We start from the raw sequence: 16,072 nt of genomic DNA on the forward strand, positions 1-16,072 counted from the left end.
CATTGATTTTAGTAGGATGCGGCGAGGATGAGGTAGGGCTCGTGAAAAACTACACTCTACCCGATTTTAAGTCAATGAGTATCGGCGCGGCGATCGAGGGCTCGAAAATCTGCAAAAATATCGCCTGGAGCAAAGAGGAAAACGGCGGATTAAAGACGGTTAGGATGGTATGCGACGTGGATATGGAGAAAGTAAAGGTCGATGTAGATGCCTTTAACAAAAAATATAAAGAAGCTACGCTAAACACGTCTTTAAGAGGTGCCGTGCTTTTCTATAAAGATAAATCTGATGATAAACAACAGCGTTTACTTAAATTGGCAAACGAACATTGCAAAATAAATGAGACGAAATTTCAAGAGGAGCTCAAAGACAGAGGCAAAATAGATTACTCATTTCAAAAAAAGCCGGTTGATTGCGACGATAAATTAAAAGATGAAATACTAAAGGATGGTGAACCAAAAACTTCTGCGATTTATATGAGTAATATTATTGATTCATTAGAAGACGTCGCTTATTATTCGCAGCTAACGCCTAGCCAAATAAGGCTACAGCTTGGAAGGGCAGCAGAGCTGCCGCCACAGGCTGAGATCGAATTAAATTTTATCGTGAATGCCGATAAGAGCGTAAGTTTATCGGATAAATTTATAGTGACTAAAGATATAATTGATGATGTTATTAAGATAAGATCGGCATTTAATAATAGAAAAACGGCGGAAGACGCCCTTGCGACTTTCTACGAAAGACAATAAAATTTTATCTGAATTTTTAAAAGACGTTTCGGCTCGGAAGCGTTTCCGCAAAAGACGATAGCATTATTTTGCGGCTCAATTTGACGAAATTTTAAATTTGAGCCGCCTTGCGTCAAAATTTCATTATTTCATTCAAATTTGACGCGGGCTTTTAAATTTAAAAAGCGCGACGGAAGCAGTTTCGCCCGCCGCGCCGTGAAATTTTACGCCGAATACAGGCTTATTTATCGTGTCCTTGCAGATACGCAATCGCGCTAAGTGCGGCAACCGCGCCGTCGCCTGCCGCGCAAACGACCTGTTTAGGCGCATCCTGCCTCATATCGCCCGCCGCGAATAGCCCGTTAACGCTTGTTTGCATCTTTAAATTTACCGCGACCTGCCCGCCCGGCGTGATGTCGCAGATGAACTTGCCGCTTTCGTCTTTTAGCACCTCGTTTCGCACGTCAAGCCCCACGAATACGAAGATCCCCGGTAGCTGCAGCTCGCGCGTGGCGCCGCTAATTTTATCCTTGACTACGACGCCCGTTACGCCGCTTGCATCGCCCTTGATCTGCTCTACGAGCGCGTTTGTGATGAGCTCGATATTCTCACTTTCGCGCACCTTTTGCACTGTCGAAGGCGCGGCGCGAAACTCGTCTCGGCGGTGGATCAGATAGACTTTAGAGCAAATTTTAGCCAGATACAGCGCCTCCTCTAGCGCCGTATCGCCGCCGCCGAGGACGGCAACCTCTTTGCCCTTGTAAAAAAAACCGTCGCAGGTCGCGCAGGTACTGACGCCGCGACCGAAAAACTCATCCTCGCCCTCGATCCCCGCGCGGCGCGGAGTAGAGCCCGTAGCGACGATAACGGCACGCGCGCGTCGTGTTTGATCGCCCTCGAGATAGATCGTAAAATTTCCGTCGTCGTCTTTTGAGACGCGCAGTACGCGCACCATCTCATGCTTTAAGCCAAAGCGGAAGCACTGCTCCTGCCAAGGCGCCATAAAGCTCATCCCGTCGGTTACCGCGGCGACGCCCGGATAGTTTTCCATCTCGGAGCTTGAAGTGATCTGTCCGCCGGGCATCCCCATCTCAAACATCACGACGTCCTTTAAACCGCCTCTTGTAGCATAAAGCCCCGCCGCTAACCCCGCAGGACCGCCGCCGATAATTGCTAAATCTAACATTTTTTCTCCTTAATTATTTTATTAAGTAAAGTCGCGGGCGTTAAATTTACGAATTTAATTAATAAAACGATGAGTGGGAGAAGAAAGGGCGAAAGCCGCCCTTTTAAAATTTACAGAAGCGAGTTTAGCTTATCGGCTATGATCTGCTTGGATTGCGCGCCGATGAGTTGAGCTTTTAGCTCGCCGTCTTTGAAAAATAGAATCGTAGGGATCGAGCGGACGCCGAACTGCACCGCAAGATCCTGCGCTTCGTCGGTATTTACTTTGCAAATTTTAGCCTTGCCCTCGTAGTCGTTCGCAAGCTCCTCGATGATCGGGGCGATCATACGGCACGGCCCGCACCAAGGTGCCCAAAAATCGACTAGCGCGACACCCTCTTTAGTAACGTCGAAATTCTCCGAAGTAAGCTCTATATACTTTCCCATAATGTTCTCCTTGTGTTAAAATTCTGCGGATTATAGTTAACTATCTTAAATAAATAATAAAAATTCTAATTTAAAAAGATATGTTGGCGATAAATTTTATCTGCTTTGGATAAACTCCCACGACGTCGATCTGCCACGGCTCGTCCGTATCGCAGCTCATCAGATAAAATTCCGCCGCCTTTAAAATTTTAGCCATTTTGGCGTCCGTCACGCGCTCTGCGGCGTCGTAATCGCCGCTTGTAGCTTTTACTTCTACGAAGTGCAAAATTCCGCCCTTACGCGCGATTATGTCGATCTCGCCGAAGCGGCAGCGGAAATTTCGCTTTAAAATTTCAAACCCTTCGCCGCGCAAAAATTCTGCCGCACGGTCCTCGCAGGCAAAGCCGAAAATGTATTCTTTTAAGCTCAACTTAGCTTTCGATCCTGATCATAAAAGGCTTTTGCGTGATGAAATTTTCGCCGCTAATCACGCTTATAGCGCGCTTTATGTCCTTCTCGCAGCACGTATGCGTCGTGAAAAACAGCGTCACTTCCTCATCCGTTTTGAGCTTAGGCTTTTGCAAAAAGCTGTCGATCGAAAGATCGTTTAAACTCATAATGTTCGTAAGCTTCGCAAGCACGCCCTTCTCATCGCGCACGCGCAGCCTGAAATAATACTTCGTGCGGATCTGTTCGCTAGGCAGAATTTGCATAAAATTTTCGCTCGGCAAAATTTTATATCCCAGCATCGGGTTTTTGTTATCGCGCGCAATGTCGATGAGATCGCTTATAACAGCACTTGCCGTAGCGCTACCGCCCGCGCCGGGGCCGTAATACATACTCTCGCCGACGCAGTCTCCGTAGATGCTCACGCCGTTCATCACGCCGTCTACTTTTGAGAGCATCTGATCTTTTGAAATGAGCGCGGGATGGACGCGCAGCTCGACTTTGTTGTCGCACGCGCGCTTAGCCACCGCAAGTAGCTTGATTATGAAGTCAAATTCGCGCGCGAAATAGATATCCTCCTGCGTAATCTCCTCGATTCCCTCGATTAGGATATCTTCAGGATCTCCGTGCACGCTGTATGCGATGCTAGCTAAGATCAAAAGCTTATGCGCCGCGTCGAACCCGCCGATGTCAAAGCTAGGATCGGCTTCGGCGTATCCGAGCTCTTGAGCTCGCTTTAGCGCGTCCTCAAATTTCTCATTTTTTTGCATCATATTCGTAAGGATGAAGTTGCTCGTGCCGTTTACGATGCCGATTATCTTTTCGATACGATTGGCGCTCAGCCCTTCGCGTAGGGTTTTGATGATCGGAATTCCACCAGCTACGCTCGCTTCAAAGCCAAAAGGCGTATCGCCCGCTAAGGCCTGAAGCTTGTAGCGATGATAAGCCAAAAGCGCCTTATTTGCGGTAACGACCGCCTTTTTACGCTTTAAAATTTCACTTACGATCTCGTAGGGCTTTTCTACCCCACCCATAAGCTCTACAAAAACGTCGATGTCGTCGCGCTCGATGATACTTTGCACGTCGCTGCTAAGCGGAATTTGCACGCCCCTTTTTTTGCTCGTATCGCGCACGAGCCCGATTACGGGCTCTATGCTAACGCCCGCGCGCGCAAGGATGATATCTTTATTTTTGATCAAAATATTTGCAACTTCGCTACCTACGGTGCCGACGCCTAAAATCGCTACCTTCATCAGATCTCTTTCAAATATTTTTTTATATTTCTAGCAGCCTGGCGGGTCCTGTTTTCGTTTTCGATAAAAGCGATCCGCACGTAATCGTCTCCCGCCGCGCCAAAACCCACGCCTGGACTTACGGCTACGCGCGCCTTGGTAAGAAGCTGTTTGGAAAACTCCATACTCCTTAGATGAGCCGCCGCGGGCGGCAATTTCGCCCACGCAAACATCGACGCGCTAGGTTTTGCGATCTGCCAGCCCGCATCCGCAAAAGCGTCAATCAAAAAATTCCTACGCTTCTCATAGCTCGCGCGGATCTGCTCTACGCACTCTTGCGGCCCGTCCAGCGCGATCGTGGCGGCTACTTGGATCGGCGTAAACATGCCGTAATCAAACCACGATTTGATCTTTTTAAGCGCGGCGACGAGCTTTTTGTTGCCGCTAACAAAACCCACGCGCCAGCCCGCCATATTGTAGGTTTTAGAAAGCGTGTACGCCTCGACTGCGACGTCCTTCGCGCCCTGGGCCTCAAAGATCGACGGCGTTTTATAATCATCGAAAGCGATCTCTGCGTAAGCGATGTCGCTGATGATATAAAACCGCTCCTGCCGCGCCATCGCCACGAGCCGCTCGTAGAAGCTTTTTTGTACGACGACGGTGGTGGGGTTGTGCGGGAAATTTACGACGACGTATTTTGGGCGCGGAATGCTCTCATCGAAGGTTTTTTGCAGATCGATGAAAAATTTATTCTCATTAAAATTTAAATTCTCATCATAGGCAAGCGGGATTTTAACGACGTTGCCGCCCGCGATAATGAAGGCTTGAGTGTGGATCGGATACGCAGGATCGGGCACTACCGCGACATCGCCCGGATTTACGATCGCGCTTGTTAGATGCACGAAGCCCTCTTTGGAGCCCATCACCGCGACGATCTCGCTATCCGGATCCAAGATCACGCCGTATTTGCGCTTATACCAATTCGCGCACGCAAGTCGCAGCTTGTAAATACCCTGGCTTACGGAGTAGCCGTGCGTTTTGTCCTTTTGCGCGCTTTCGCAAAGCTTGTCGATTATATGCTGCGGCGTCCTGCCGTCGGGATTACCCATCGAAAAATCGATTATGTCCTCGCCGGCTCTGCGCGCCGCCATTTTTATGGCATTGACCTCGGCAAAAACGTAATTGGGCAAACGCTCGATTTTTGAAAAACGAATTTCGTCAAACATCTCAAACCTCTTATCTTAAAGTAATTTTCAAGCTTTATTTAAAATTTAGCGCCTTAACGCGCGATCTGCTCGTACCGCACGGAGGCAAAATTTCAAGCCTTAGCGTCGATGCGGCGGCGCTTTTGCAACACTTGGGCGGTTTAAATCCTTGCCTCGCTAAAATTTTAAAACCGCGGGGGGCGGAGGCGTTGATCGTTTAAATTTATCGCGTCGCGACCCTTTGCGCGACATTTAAATTTACATCCGATCGAAACGACCGAGACCTCCGTTTTGCAGGGCACCATGGACGGCGCCTCTTAAATTTAGCGCGCTATCGCAAGCGCCCGCACCACTTAAAATTTTATCCGCACCGTTAAATTTTACCTGCGCCGCTTAAAATTCTATCTAAGGCGGCGCAGTTTAAACCTTTTAAATTTACACTCGCGAATTTAAATTTAAACCGAGCGCCGTAGCAAGCCGAAATTTTACTCTCAACGGCGGCAAAAGCCCTAAGAGCGAAGAGCCACGCGAGAGCGAGGATTTTACCACTTCTTGCCCTTGTTTAAGCGCAGAAACTCATCGGCTGAAATTTTAGTGATATTGCCATCTTTAACGTGGAATTTTTGAGTGTTTCTTTCGCTGAAAGTTACGTTGCCATCGGCTTTGCCGAGCTCAAACATCCCGTGACCGGTAGAGATTAGCAGCTCCTCATCTCCTTGCGAAGCGACGACGTAAGGGGCATTGATGACCATCTCGCGCTTCTTGCCACTTTTTAGATCGATGATACCGATCCACATTTTGCCGCGTGGATTAAGCACGATATCTTTGCTGGGCGCAGGTGCGCTTTGCGTGGCGTTTTCGTCGGTGGAATTTTCCTCCGTTTTGGCACTCGCGCGCTCGATTCTTATAGAGCGGTCCAGCGCGTTTAGCGAGCTTAAATTTTCATCCGTAACAGCAGCTACATTGGCATCTGACTTTAGTGCGAATTTTTCATCTGTAGCGTTGTGCGAAACGACGTCAATACCGATATTTTCAAGCTTTTTTTGAGTATTATTTACGATCGGAGCGTCCGAGTAGGTGGTTTTGTTTTGCTCCCATAAAAGCGAGCCCAAAAATTCGCCGAAGCTTTTATAAAGTCCAAAATAAAAGATTGCGCCTATGATTAATACCATTGCAAGCAGCCACAAAAGCCAACCGCTGCCGCTTTTATTAGGGCTGACCCTTTGACCATAAACCTGCTCGACTTTGGCCTTTTTAACGGGCGCAAAGCCCTCCTTTGCGACCTCAAACTCGCTTATCCAGTCCGACAGATCCAGCCCGAACTCACGCTCTAAAATTTTAATGTAGCCCCTAACGTTAAAATTTGCAAGTTTTTCGAAGTCTTTGTTGATGATGTATTCTAAATTTTGCGCGTCGATGCGCGTTGTGCGCGCTATCTCGATCAGATCCATAGATTTTAATTTATCCAGATCGCTGCTTTTTGGCTGCTGCGTTTGCTCCGGCTTCTCGGTTTGTTCCGCCTGCTCGTCCGTATTATTTAACTTCTCTTCTATTTCTTCCATTTAAAATTCCATCGCATAGTATCGCAAATGCCGCGCTTACGTTAAGCGAATCCCAGCCTTCGCGCATCTTTATCGATACCGTGCGGTCGCATTTTTTAAGCGCCCTAGCAGGTATCCCCTCTTCTTCGTTCCCCATTACGAGTGCGTTTTTCGCGCCGAGTTTTAACTCATTAAAGCTCGTCCCGTCCGCACTCGCGGCGTAAATTTCAAAGCCGCTTTGTTTAAGCTCGTTTAACACGCTAAGCCCGTCTGCGACCTTAACAACGTTTAGCTCATACGCCGCGCCCGAGCTTGCGCGCACTACGCCCGCCATATTTAGATTATTTGCGACGACGATCACGCTGTCCGCACCCAAAGCATAGGCGCTGCGCATTATCGCGCCGATGTTTCCGACATCGGTAAGCCCATAAAGGATCGGCACGAATTTATCGTCTTTGACGCTAGCAAGATCGCCGAAGCTAAACTCCTCCACCTCGGCCAAGAAGCCTTGATGGTTGCCGCCGCGAGCGAGGGCTTGAGCTTTTTTCGCATCGGCGCGCTCGATTTTTACGCCGGTCGCGGCGATCTTTTTAAAAATTTCTTTCTCGCACTCCTTAGCAAGGATGATGCGGATAAATTTCTGCGGATGCCGGTTTAAAAGGTGCAAAAACAGCTGCTTACCGTAAATAATCATTTTGGGATTTTAGCGAAAAACGGTTAAAATATGACTTAGCGTATCAAATTTTTATATATTTCTTTGGCGGGTTCGCCGCTGATTTTTGAGAGTAGTTTTGCTTTTATTTTCGGCGCGATCTCAAGCGAAAGAATATCTTCTTGCGTGATTTTTTCAAAGCTTTTCTCGCCTGCGCCGTCAATCACGACGCACCATTCGCCGTTTAAATTTGCGCTTTTCAGCTCCAGCAAGAGCTCCGCGGCGCTACCGAAAAATTTGGTTTCAAATTTTTTCGTGGCTTCCTTGATCGCAAAAATTTTGCGCTGCGCATCGATCCCCGTGATCTGCTCTATTAGCTTTATCACGCGCTTTGGAGATTCATATAGTACGCATGGATAGGGGCTTTGCATTAAATTTAGGATCTGAGCTTTGCGCTGCGTGCCGTCATTATTCAAAAAACCTAAAAAGCTAAATTCTTTCTCCACCAGTCCGCTTGCGGCGGCTGCAAGCAGCAGAGCGTTTGCGCCGCTAAGCACCTCGTAAGCTACGCCGCTTCGTTGCGCAAATTTTACGAGCGCAATTCCCGGATCGCTGATGCAAGGCATGCCCGCATCGCTTACGTATGCGCAAGCTTTTTCGCGCAGAAGCGCCACATCAAAACTCGCGAAAAACTCCGCTTCGTTGTGCGTGTGTAGGGAGCAAAACTGTGAAATTTTAAATGAAATTTGAAATTTATCGGATAATAAGTTTAGAAGTTTTTTTGAAACCCTCGTATCCTCGCAGATTAGGATTTCGCAGCTTTGCAATACCTCAAGCGCGCGGCTCGAGATATCGCTTAGATTTCCTATCGGCGTAGGAATGAGATATAGCAACTATTTCATTCCGTATTTTTGCTTAAATTTCTCGACGCGACCCGCGCTATCTACGATCTTCTCGCTGCCAGTGAAAAACGGATGGCAGTTGGAGCAGATATCGACGCGGATCTCAGGCTTGTTCGAGCGCGTTTTAAAAGTGTTGCCGCAAGCGCAGGTAACGGTCGTTTCGACAAAGTTCGGATGGATATCTTTTTTCATTTTTGATCCTTTTTGATGATTTTAAAAGGCAGCGATTATACAACTTTTTTATCTAAAAAGCAAATTTAAAGGGTTTTAAAAAACTCTCGGCAAAGCGCGGATTTTCTTTCGAGCAAGCTTTTTGGACGCGAAATTTTAAAATTTAGCCCGCTTGCGAGTAAAATTTTATTTCACCGCAGCGTGCAAAATACAGCGCGCGAAGATACGCCGCAGCAATATGCGCCGCGCATCAAGCCGCCGATAAACATAACAGGTCGCGCAAGCAAAATTTTAAATTCCAAAATTTAAAGCGCACGATCTTTTTGAATTTTAAAATTTGCCGAGCGTTTAAAAGATCAGCTTCGCGCAAGTTGCGATCAGCGCGGTGTTTGAGCGCAAAATATAGGGGCTATTAAGCGCATAGGCGTTTTTAAATTTCTCCCTTTCGCGCGGCGAAAATCCGCCCTCGGGGCCTACGAACGCAATCTCCTCGCCGCCGAAAATGTCGATGTTCTTGCCGCCAAAATCGATCAGGCTTACGTTTTTATATCTTTGCGCAAGCTCGTCCGAGCTGCTCAAAACCTCGATCTGCATGATGGAATTTCGCCCGCACTGCTGCGACGAGTTGATCAAAATCCGCTCCATCCTCTGCAGATCGAGCCGCACGTTTTTCTGCGACAGATCGGCATATACCAAAACAAGCCGCCCGACGCCCATCTCATTTAGCGCAGGCAGGCTCTTTTCGATCACGGCGCTCTCGACGACCGCCCAAGCGACGCAAAAATCGTGGCTCGGCGTAAAAACAGAGCTTTTAAAAACTAAATTCAGAGCCGCACCTTTGCGCGAAATTTCGGCGATCTCATATAGATAACTCGCCCCGTCCTTTAGATTTCGCACGTCTATGCGCTCGCCCGCCCTTGCTCGCCTAGCCTTTAGGTGTAAAAACTGATCATTCTGCAAAACTAGGCTCTGTTTGCCTGCAAACTTATCGTAAAAATATACCATCAAATAACACTCGCTATCAAAATTATCGCTAAGTTTAGCCCCAAAATCACCCGCATTTTGCGCTGATACGGCGCAAAGTTTTGACTTAGATACGCTATTTTCAGCCGTTTGTACGATACCGCGCTAAGTATGATCATCGCTAGCGATCCGACCGTCATAAAGTAAATTTTAAAGCTCAGATCAAAGCGCAGCACCGGTAACATCACGCTTCCGCTAATTATCAGCGCCGCGAGAGTCGCATAATATATCGGCAAAAACAGCCTGATGCGCCTAAGAAATCTAAGCCCAGATCTGCTCTTTTGCTTTAAATTTTCAGCTTGCGGCGCGGAGGCGGCGGAATTTAAAGCCTCGCTGCGAGGGCAAAATTCCGCCGCCGCATCGATCTTAAGCTGGGTAAAGATCAGATAAATTATCGTTAAAATCGCCGCAGCTAGCGCGAAAAACTTATGAAAACCTAGGGCGCTTTGATACAGATAATCCATTACTTCCGCCGGAGGGTTAAATTTGCAGGATAAAATTTTGCGCGGCTAGAGCCGAAACGACCGAATTTCAACGCAAATTTTTTCGACGCGAGATAAGACAGACCTGTTCCGCGCCTTTGAAATTTTAAAAACCTTTCAAAGCGGTCGCGGATATTTATTGCGCCAAAATTTACCGCGCGCTCTCTCAACTCCGGTTTTGCGCCGTATCTCTCGCGCCAAGAATGAAATTTTGCGGATAGAGCTTTATAAAATTTAAAATTTCTCTGCGTAGATCGCACTGGCAAAAATGACACCAAAATCGCGCTTGCGCGCCGCATACAAACAACGCAAATTTTAAAAATTTTCAAATTTAGACGCGGATTTTTCAACGCTCCGCCTTATTCGGTCACCGGAAGCGGCGGCATATCGGCGTTTATATCGACTTTAGGCTCGCTAGGCGCGATAGGGACGTCCTTCGGCACCTCGCTATCCACCGGCGGCTTTTGCAAGGTGTCCTTTTTCTCATCGTCGCAACCGCCCAAAGCAAGCGCGCAGACAAAGATCGCGCACGCGGCAAAAACGCGCACAAACCCCGCGCCAAATTTAAAGAAATTTCTCATCAGCAGTCCTTTGGATAGATGATTTTTTCGCCGCGCAGCAGTTTGTGCCAAAGCTCAGGTTGCCTCCACTCCTCGCGCACGGCGGGCGAGAATTCTATCTCATCCAGCGCGATCTCGCCCATCTGCGCGTTGTAGGCATCCTCGCGGAAGCACTGTGCGTAGCCGGTGGCCGTTTCGTGCACGATGACGCTGTGAAGCTTTACTTCGCGCTCGCCGTTTTGCATCTGAGTCAGGCTCAAAAGTCGGTCCACAAGGACGAAAAAAATTCTACAAAACTGCTCCGCGCTCGGATTTAGCGGTATCTGTACCCAACGCGCGCTGTGTTTTTTAAGATCCGCGATGTAGCCAGCATCATCGTGCGCGTAGATCGTCGTAGCGTGATCGAAACTATCGATAAGCTCGCGGATACCGAGCTTCATGTAGCCGAAGTCATAAACCATACCCGCTTCATCTAAAAAATTTGAGCTAAGCAAAATTTCGCATCTGTAGGAGTGACCGTGGATGCTCGTGCGGCACCGCTTTGAGCCGCACAGGCGCACGATGTGAGCGTTTTCGAATTCGTATAATTTCCTGATTATCATACCCCGTCCTTCTCGCCCCAAATTCTAATGTGCAGGCGATCGGAGTAATTATAGCCGTTTTTTAGGCAAAAATCCACGCAAAATTGCGCGCCGCTTTCTAGCTCGCGACGATCTGCGCCGCGCGGCATGCAATAAACCTCGCTCTCGCACGCCGCTAAAATTTCGCTGATCTCGGGCTGCGCGTCAAACTCGGGCGAGATGACGAACTTGTAAAAACTATCTTTTGCGTTTTGCTTTAAATTTCGTAGCGCGGCGAAGTTTAACCTGCGTTCGCACGGCTCGGCGGAGCTTGAAAGCTTAGGTGAGACCGCAAAGACGCAGCTTTTGTAGGCGGGGAATTTTTCAAAATCCACAAAAATCGTACCGTTGGTTTCGAAGTGCACCGCGTGTCCGCGCGTAAGCAGCTCGCAGACGAACTCGTAAAATAGCGCCTCTTTATGGTGCAGTAGCGGCTCGCCGCCGGTGATAACGATGATCGGCTTTTGGTAAAGCTTAGCGCTCTGCGGTGAGTCTGAGCTTTGCGGCTTTAAATTTGAGGAATTTTGTGCGGCGAAATTTAAAGAATTTTCGCTCGTTAAATTTAAAGAATTCTCTGCGCTATCGTTTGGGCGGGGAGGCGTTTGCGCGGCGGCGGAATTTAAAGTATCGCTTTCAGAAAAAGGCTCGGCGGCGCAAAAGCCCGGCATAGAGCGTGCAGGTAGGGAACAGGACGAACCTGATAAATTTGGAATTTTATTCAAAAGCTGGGCTAAATTTAGAATTTCTTCATGCTCAAAGTGGCTCGTAAAAACCGCGCGGATCGTATCGCAACCGCGCAAGATCTCGCCAGTCTTTGGCGAAACGCGCTCGCCGCCGAAGCCCACACAGCGCAGATTGCAGCCCGCAAAGCGAAAGAAAAGCGCGAGCCTGCCTGCGTATTTGCCCTCGCCCTGGATGCTCAAAAAGCTCTCTACGAGCCTCATCCGCCCGTCTCGTAAAATGCGCGGCTTGAAATTTCATTCGAAGCGTCCGTTTGCCAGCGATTTTTTTCGGGCTTATTCGCTAAAATTTTAGCCAAAATTTCGGCGGCTGCGGCGATGTCGCCCTCTTTAACCGCCTTTTTGATACTTAGCGCGTCCTCGAAGTAAAGGCACGGGATCAAAAGCCCCTCGGCACTTAGTCTGATACGGTTGCAGCTCTCGCAAAAATCGTGCTTGTGCGGATCGATGATACCGAAGGTGTAGCCGTCCCCAAGCGCGTAAAGCGACGCGGGCGAGCTCTGCAATTTCGGCAGAGCGGTAAAGATAAATTTACGCCTTAAAATATCTAAAATTTCACTCGATTTTAAGCCTGTAAGATCGCCGGCATGGGTGTTTTCCATAAATTCTATAAAGCGGATCTGACAATCCTTTTCGCGGGCAAATTCCAGCAAATAAATAAGCTCGTCGTCGTTGATCCCTTTTAGCGCGACGGTATTTAGCTTGACCTTTAGCCCCGCTTCAAGCGCGGCGTCAAGGCCCTCCAGGACGTTATAAAGCACGCCGCGCTGAGCTATAAATTTAGCTCGCTCCGGACGCAGCGAGTCAAGCGACATATTGATGCGCTTTAGCCCCGCGTCTTTCAAGGCGCGCGCGTAGTTTTTGAGATAATACCCGTTGGTGGTAAGCGCAAGATCGATGCCCGGAGCGTAATCCGCGATCATCTTTATAAAATCTTCGATCCCCTTTCGCACTAGCGGTTCGCCGCCGGTTATGCGGATCTTTTTTACGCCGCCGTCGATCGCAACCTTGACGAATAAAAACATCTCCTCAAAGCTTAAAATATTCTCTCGCGGCACCCAGTTAAACGGCGTAGCAGGCATGCAATATCTACATCTGAAATTACACCGCTGCGTAACCGAAATGCGCAAATAATCGATCGTTCGTCCAAATTTATCAATTAGCATATTTTGCCTTAATATCAATTTGCGGCGATTATATAAAAAACAAAGCGATTTTGCAAAATTTTATTTTTATATTGCTCAGGCTATTTTCTTACCGAGCCGATGAGCTCTTTAAGCTGATCTAGTAGCGGTCTGATCTGCTTTTCTACCCGCTCGTCGATCATCGTAGGCACTACATCTAGTCTCTGCTCTATCGTCTCGTCGATCACGTCTGCAATCGCGTTTATATCGATATTAGGAGCGACTTTGCCGCCCGAATCGATCATCTCTTTTAGCTCCTCGACCTTCTTTTTAAGAAGATAATTTTCCTGCATAGCATCGGTCAACACTTGATCGAATCGCTCGAATTTTTTATCCGCTTGCTTATCCTTAAAATATATGACGAAAAACATCAAAAATATAACGACGCAAAGTCCTAAAATGATGATAGTGTTAAGATCCATAGGGGTTCCTTAAAATAAATTTACAAAAACAAAAGCAAAAAAGGCGATGCCCAAGTAGCCATTGAGCGTGAAAAACGCGCGATCAATCTTGCTAAAATCTTTCTGCACGATCCTATGCTCGAAGTACAGGATCGCCGCGCACGCAGCCACACCAAGATAGGCAAAAAAGCCTAAATTTGCCGCCGCGCAAAACAGCAGCCAAAAAAGTACCGCCACGGCGTGAAAAATTTTGGAGATAAACATCGACGCTTCCTTGCCGTAAAGCGCAGGGATGCTGTAAAGCCCGTTGCTGCGGTCAAATTCCATATCTTGAAGAGAATACAGCACGTCAAAGCCGCCTACCCAAAATACTACCCCGAGGCATAGCAGCACCGACCATAGCGGAATTCCGCCACTAACGGCGATCGCCCCCGCAATCGGCGCAAGCCCCAGGCAAAAGCCTAGCATTAAATGCGCAGTCTCGCTAAAGCGCTTAAAATATGAATACACGCCCAATGCCGCTAAAATCGGCACCGAAAGCTTAAGCGCCAAAGGATTTATAAGCGCCGAAACCGCTATGAAAACTACCGCGTTTGCGATTATGAAAAGCAGCAAATTTCCGCGTCCGATCCGTCCGTCCACACTGGGGCGCGAAGCACAACGCGGATTGGCGCGGTCGATGTCCTCGTCCAAGTAGCGATTTAGCGCCATTGCGAAGCTTCTGGCGCTCACCGCGCACAAAATTCCCAAAAAAAGCAGCTTCCAGCCGAACCATACCGAGCCGTTTTGCAGCTTGCTAGCGGTGATCATCGCCGTAAAGATAAACGGCAGCGCAAAAACCGAGTGTTTAAAAACTATTAATTCGTTGATATCGGATAAAATTTCTTTAAATTTAGCCATTTCGCCCCTTGTTTTGGGCACCATTGTATCAAAAAAAAGTAAGAATAGCTCTAAATTTGATATAATTTGAACGAAAAATTTACGAAAGGAAACGCCTTGAGCCAAAATCAAAACTCACACGCAAGCCCGCAGATCGCGATCATCGGCACCACAGCAAGCGGCAAAAGCGATCTTGCGCTAAGTATCGCGCGCGAAATCGGCGCCGTGATTTTGAGCCTCGATTCGCTCTGCATTTATCGGCAGATCGACATCGCAAGCGCTAAGCCAGGCGAGGAGGAGCTGCGCGAGATCAGGCACTTCGGCGTAAATTTAATCTATCCAAACGAATACTTTAGTGTCGGCGAGTTTATCAAAGAGTACGCGGCCGCGCGGGCTTTTGCAGAGCGTAGCGGCGCGCCTTTGATAATCACCGGCGGCAGCGGATTTTATCTAAAAGCGATGCTAAGCGGGCTGGCGCCGAAGGTTCCCGATTTTAAAAGTGAAATTTCAAACGATGAAATTTACGCTCTAGCGCAGCAGATCGATCCGGAATTTGCCGCAAAGCTTAGCGCGGCGGACAGCTTTCGGTTAAAAAAATGGCTAAGCATCTATAAATTTTGCGGCGAGGCGCCGAGTAAATTTCTGCGCGAAAACACCGCCTCGCCCGTCATTTTGGATATTGAAATTTTTGAGATCGACGCGCCCAAGCAGTGGCTTGCAGGACGCATCGAAGCACGCACAAAGGCGATGTTTGAGCGCGGACTTTTGGAGGAGGCGGAGTTTTTATTCGCCCGCTACGGCGCGGAGTGCAGGGCGCTAGGTTGCATCGGGCTAAAGGAGTGCGGGCAGCTTTTGCGCGGGCAGATCTCGCGGGCGCAGTGCGAGCAGCTCGTGAGCCTACACACGATACAACTCGCAAAGCGCCAACGCACTTTCAACCGCTCGCAGTTCGCGGATAAAATTTCAGCGCCGCTGCAAGAGCTGGAGCGTGAAATTTTAAAATTTCTTCGCCGCGAGATTTGAAATCGAAATTTATCAAAATTTGTACGCTTGCTAGGAAGCAGTGGAGCAAGGGAGTAAAATTTAGATTTAAATTTTACCGTGCCGGATCGCGTCTTTGAAATTTGTGGGTCGCGCCGAGACCTTGCGCGACACGGAATTTCGGTCAAATTTAACCGCCTTCGCAAATATCAAAGCTAAATTTATCGTTATCAAGCCTATCAAAATTTTGATTTTCCGCGCCTGCGTTACGCTTGAAAATAAAGGCGTAGCCCTATTTCTCGAAGTGCTGCGAGCTGTTTTTTAACCCCAGGGCGCAAAGCTCATAAATGCCGCTTTGTAAATTTAGCTTGAGCGTGGAATTAAATTTTTGTATCTTGCCCGCAGCGCCGCTTTGACACTCATGGCTAACTCGCCGTTTTTTAAAGCTGTACTGCAAAGTATCGAAGCTCGCTAGGACCGCGGAGCCGCTTTGCGGAGCGAAATACAGCCTATCGCGCTTGAAAGCTACTTCGTAGCCCGAAGGCGGCGTAAACTCCTCGTCCGTGCAAACGAATATGCCGTAGCTGCGCACCGTAAGCGAATAAAAGGGCAAAATTTAGCGCTCTTTATGGCGTCATAAAACAGCTGCTTGTGTGCGCCCCAGTAACTTAGAAGCTTTTTTTTTGCTCTGCATTTTCGCTCCTTTAAAAACTCACTCAAATCGCGCACATCAA

The 16,072-nt window shown here is 48.2% G+C and carries 20 protein-coding genes and 1 pseudogene; 2 read left to right on the plus strand and 19 right to left on the minus strand.

Translation table 11 applies throughout. From position 1 onward, the window contains the following. Positions 1-2: 2 nt before the first annotated feature. Positions 3-749 (plus strand): hypothetical protein, encoded by a 747-nt coding sequence (locus Q0369_RS03730; RefSeq protein WP_298096182.1) that lies wholly within the window; start codon positions 3-5, stop codon positions 747-749. 220 nt (positions 750-969) lie between these two features. Here the strand turns inward: Q0369_RS03730 and trxB are convergent, their stop codons facing one another. The 18 genes and pseudogenes from trxB to mqnP form a co-directional block, all read right to left on the minus strand. Then, the gene (gene trxB, locus Q0369_RS03735; RefSeq protein ID WP_298096187.1) at positions 970-1,914 is read right to left on the minus strand and encodes a thioredoxin-disulfide reductase; all 945 of its coding nucleotides are present in this window, start codon (positions 1,912-1,914) and stop codon (positions 970-972) included. Positions 1,915-2,024: 110 nt separating this feature from the next. After that, the gene (trxA, locus tag Q0369_RS03740) at positions 2,025-2,339 is read right to left on the minus strand and encodes a thioredoxin (RefSeq protein WP_295151069.1); all 315 of its coding nucleotides are present in this window, start codon (positions 2,337-2,339) and stop codon (positions 2,025-2,027) included. 70 nt (positions 2,340-2,409) lie between these two features. Next, positions 2,410-2,748, minus strand: a complete 339-nt coding sequence (locus Q0369_RS03745) for a YraN family protein (RefSeq protein ID WP_298096189.1) — start codon at positions 2,746-2,748, stop codon at positions 2,410-2,412. A 1-nt stretch (position 2,749) separates the two neighbouring features. Then, the gene (locus tag Q0369_RS03750) at positions 2,750-4,018 is read right to left on the minus strand and encodes a homoserine dehydrogenase (protein WP_298096192.1); all 1,269 of its coding nucleotides are present in this window, start codon (positions 4,016-4,018) and stop codon (positions 2,750-2,752) included. After that, positions 4,018-5,223 (minus strand): LL-diaminopimelate aminotransferase, encoded by a 1,206-nt coding sequence (locus Q0369_RS03755; protein ID WP_298096195.1) that lies wholly within the window; start codon positions 5,221-5,223, stop codon positions 4,018-4,020. Before Q0369_RS03755 ends, Q0369_RS03750 begins: the two co-directional genes overlap by 1 nt. A gap of 521 nt (positions 5,224-5,744) precedes the next feature. Continuing rightward, positions 5,745-6,764, minus strand: coding sequence for a hypothetical protein (locus Q0369_RS03760; RefSeq protein WP_298096198.1), 1,020 nt, complete (start codon positions 6,762-6,764; stop codon positions 5,745-5,747). Further along, entirely contained in the window at positions 6,736-7,437 is a 702-nt protein-coding gene (gene rlmB, locus Q0369_RS03765; RefSeq protein WP_298096201.1) for a 23S rRNA (guanosine(2251)-2'-O)-methyltransferase RlmB, read from the minus strand. The genes Q0369_RS03760 and rlmB overlap by 29 nt, the downstream gene beginning before the upstream one ends. Positions 7,438-7,472: 35 nt before the next feature. Then, positions 7,473-8,288, minus strand: coding sequence for a 16S rRNA (cytidine(1402)-2'-O)-methyltransferase (gene rsmI, locus Q0369_RS03770; RefSeq protein ID WP_298096204.1), 816 nt, complete (start codon positions 8,286-8,288; stop codon positions 7,473-7,475). Continuing rightward, positions 8,289-8,489, minus strand: coding sequence for a 50S ribosomal protein L31 (gene rpmE, locus Q0369_RS03775; RefSeq protein ID WP_177387662.1), 201 nt, complete (start codon positions 8,487-8,489; stop codon positions 8,289-8,291). 327 nt (positions 8,490-8,816) lie between these two features. Beyond that, a complete protein-coding gene (locus Q0369_RS03780; protein WP_298096227.1) occupies positions 8,817-9,473 on the minus strand; it encodes a 16S rRNA (uracil(1498)-N(3))-methyltransferase in 657 nt (218 codons plus the stop codon). Next, entirely contained in the window at positions 9,473-9,955 is a 483-nt protein-coding gene (locus Q0369_RS03785) for a hypothetical protein (protein ID WP_298096207.1), read from the minus strand. Before Q0369_RS03785 ends, Q0369_RS03780 begins: the two co-directional genes overlap by 1 nt. Positions 9,956-10,332: 377 nt before the next feature. Beyond that, on the minus strand, positions 10,333-10,554 hold the full coding sequence (locus Q0369_RS03790; RefSeq protein ID WP_298024227.1) for a hypothetical protein: 222 nt from the start codon (positions 10,552-10,554) through the stop codon (positions 10,333-10,335). Beyond that, positions 10,554-11,135 (minus strand): 6-carboxytetrahydropterin synthase, encoded by a 582-nt coding sequence (locus tag Q0369_RS03795; RefSeq protein ID WP_298096210.1) that lies wholly within the window; start codon positions 11,133-11,135, stop codon positions 10,554-10,556. Before Q0369_RS03795 ends, Q0369_RS03790 begins: the two co-directional genes overlap by 1 nt. After that, positions 11,132-11,821 carry a 4Fe-4S cluster-binding domain-containing protein gene (locus tag Q0369_RS03800; protein ID WP_298096229.1) on the minus strand — a complete coding sequence of 230 codons (690 nt, stop codon included), beginning with the start codon at positions 11,819-11,821 and terminating at the stop codon, positions 11,132-11,134. The genes Q0369_RS03795 and Q0369_RS03800 overlap by 4 nt, the downstream gene beginning before the upstream one ends. Before the next feature lie 33 nt (positions 11,822-11,854). Next, positions 11,855-12,097 (minus strand): annotated as a pseudogene (locus Q0369_RS03805) (7-carboxy-7-deazaguanine synthase QueE); the annotation flags it as partial. Then, entirely contained in the window at positions 12,094-13,059 is a 966-nt protein-coding gene (gene moaA, locus Q0369_RS03810) for a GTP 3',8-cyclase MoaA (protein ID WP_298096213.1), read from the minus strand. The pseudogene Q0369_RS03805 and the gene moaA, both read right to left, overlap by 4 nt. An 80-nt stretch (positions 13,060-13,139) precedes the next feature. Then, positions 13,140-13,499, minus strand: a complete 360-nt coding sequence (locus Q0369_RS03815; RefSeq protein WP_005869739.1) for a hypothetical protein — start codon at positions 13,497-13,499, stop codon at positions 13,140-13,142. 9 nt (positions 13,500-13,508) lie between these two features. Beyond that, complete coding sequence (gene mqnP / locus Q0369_RS03820) at positions 13,509-14,378, minus strand: menaquinone biosynthesis prenyltransferase MqnP (RefSeq protein WP_298096216.1); 870 nt, start codon at positions 14,376-14,378, stop codon at positions 13,509-13,511. Between the two features lie 96 nt (positions 14,379-14,474). Here mqnP and miaA point away from each other — a divergent pair, with 96 nt between their 5' ends. Beyond that, positions 14,475-15,380, plus strand: coding sequence for a tRNA (adenosine(37)-N6)-dimethylallyltransferase MiaA (gene miaA / locus Q0369_RS03825; RefSeq protein ID WP_298096221.1), 906 nt, complete (start codon positions 14,475-14,477; stop codon positions 15,378-15,380). Positions 15,381-15,630: 250 nt separating this feature from the next. On the opposite strand, the gene Q0369_RS03830 is transcribed toward miaA, so the two are convergent. Beyond that, a complete protein-coding gene (locus Q0369_RS03830) occupies positions 15,631-15,951 on the minus strand; it encodes a hypothetical protein (RefSeq protein WP_298096224.1) in 321 nt (106 codons plus the stop codon). Positions 15,952-16,072: the final 121 nt, after the last annotated feature.

The sequence above is a fragment of the uncultured Campylobacter sp. genome (assembly GCF_938030685.1).
Lineage (GTDB): Bacteria > Campylobacterota > Campylobacteria > Campylobacterales > Campylobacteraceae > Campylobacter_B.

What these genes read in the sequence shown, in the direction of transcription:
- Q0369_RS03795 (WP_298096210.1), bottom strand. Translation starts at nt 11,135, where the DNA reads ATGATAATCAGGAAATTATACGAATTCGAAAACGCTCACATCGTGCGC.
- moaA (WP_298096213.1), bottom strand. Translation starts at nt 13,059, where the DNA reads ATGCTAATTGATAAATTTGGACGAACGATCGATTATTTGCGCATTTCG.
- Q0369_RS03815 (WP_005869739.1), bottom strand. Translation starts at nt 13,499, where the DNA reads ATGGATCTTAACACTATCATCATTTTAGGACTTTGCGTCGTTATATTT.
- rlmB (WP_298096201.1), bottom strand. Translation starts at nt 7,437, where the DNA reads ATGATTATTTACGGTAAGCAGCTGTTTTTGCACCTTTTAAACCGGCAT.
- rpmE (WP_177387662.1), bottom strand. Translation starts at nt 8,489, where the DNA reads ATGAAAAAAGATATCCATCCGAACTTTGTCGAAACGACCGTTACCTGC.
- Q0369_RS03780 (WP_298096227.1), bottom strand. Translation starts at nt 9,473, where the DNA reads ATGGTATATTTTTACGATAAGTTTGCAGGCAAACAGAGCCTAGTTTTG.
- Q0369_RS03760 (WP_298096198.1), bottom strand. Translation starts at nt 6,764, where the DNA reads ATGGAAGAAATAGAAGAGAAGTTAAATAATACGGACGAGCAGGCGGAA.
- trxB (WP_298096187.1), bottom strand. Translation starts at nt 1,914, where the DNA reads ATGTTAGATTTAGCAATTATCGGCGGCGGTCCTGCGGGGTTAGCGGCG.
- Q0369_RS03755 (WP_298096195.1), bottom strand. Translation starts at nt 5,223, where the DNA reads ATGTTTGACGAAATTCGTTTTTCAAAAATCGAGCGTTTGCCCAATTAC.
- Q0369_RS03785 (WP_298096207.1), bottom strand. Translation starts at nt 9,955, where the DNA reads ATGGATTATCTGTATCAAAGCGCCCTAGGTTTTCATAAGTTTTTCGCG.
- Q0369_RS03790 (WP_298024227.1), bottom strand. Translation starts at nt 10,554, where the DNA reads ATGAGAAATTTCTTTAAATTTGGCGCGGGGTTTGTGCGCGTTTTTGCC.
- mqnP (WP_298096216.1), bottom strand. Translation starts at nt 14,378, where the DNA reads ATGGCTAAATTTAAAGAAATTTTATCCGATATCAACGAATTAATAGTT.
- Q0369_RS03750 (WP_298096192.1), bottom strand. Translation starts at nt 4,018, where the DNA reads ATGAAGGTAGCGATTTTAGGCGTCGGCACCGTAGGTAGCGAAGTTGCA.
- Q0369_RS03800 (WP_298096229.1), bottom strand. Translation starts at nt 11,821, where the DNA reads ATGCCGGGCTTTTGCGCCGCCGAGCCTTTTTCTGAAAGCGATACTTTA.
- trxA (WP_295151069.1), bottom strand. Translation starts at nt 2,339, where the DNA reads ATGGGAAAGTATATAGAGCTTACTTCGGAGAATTTCGACGTTACTAAA.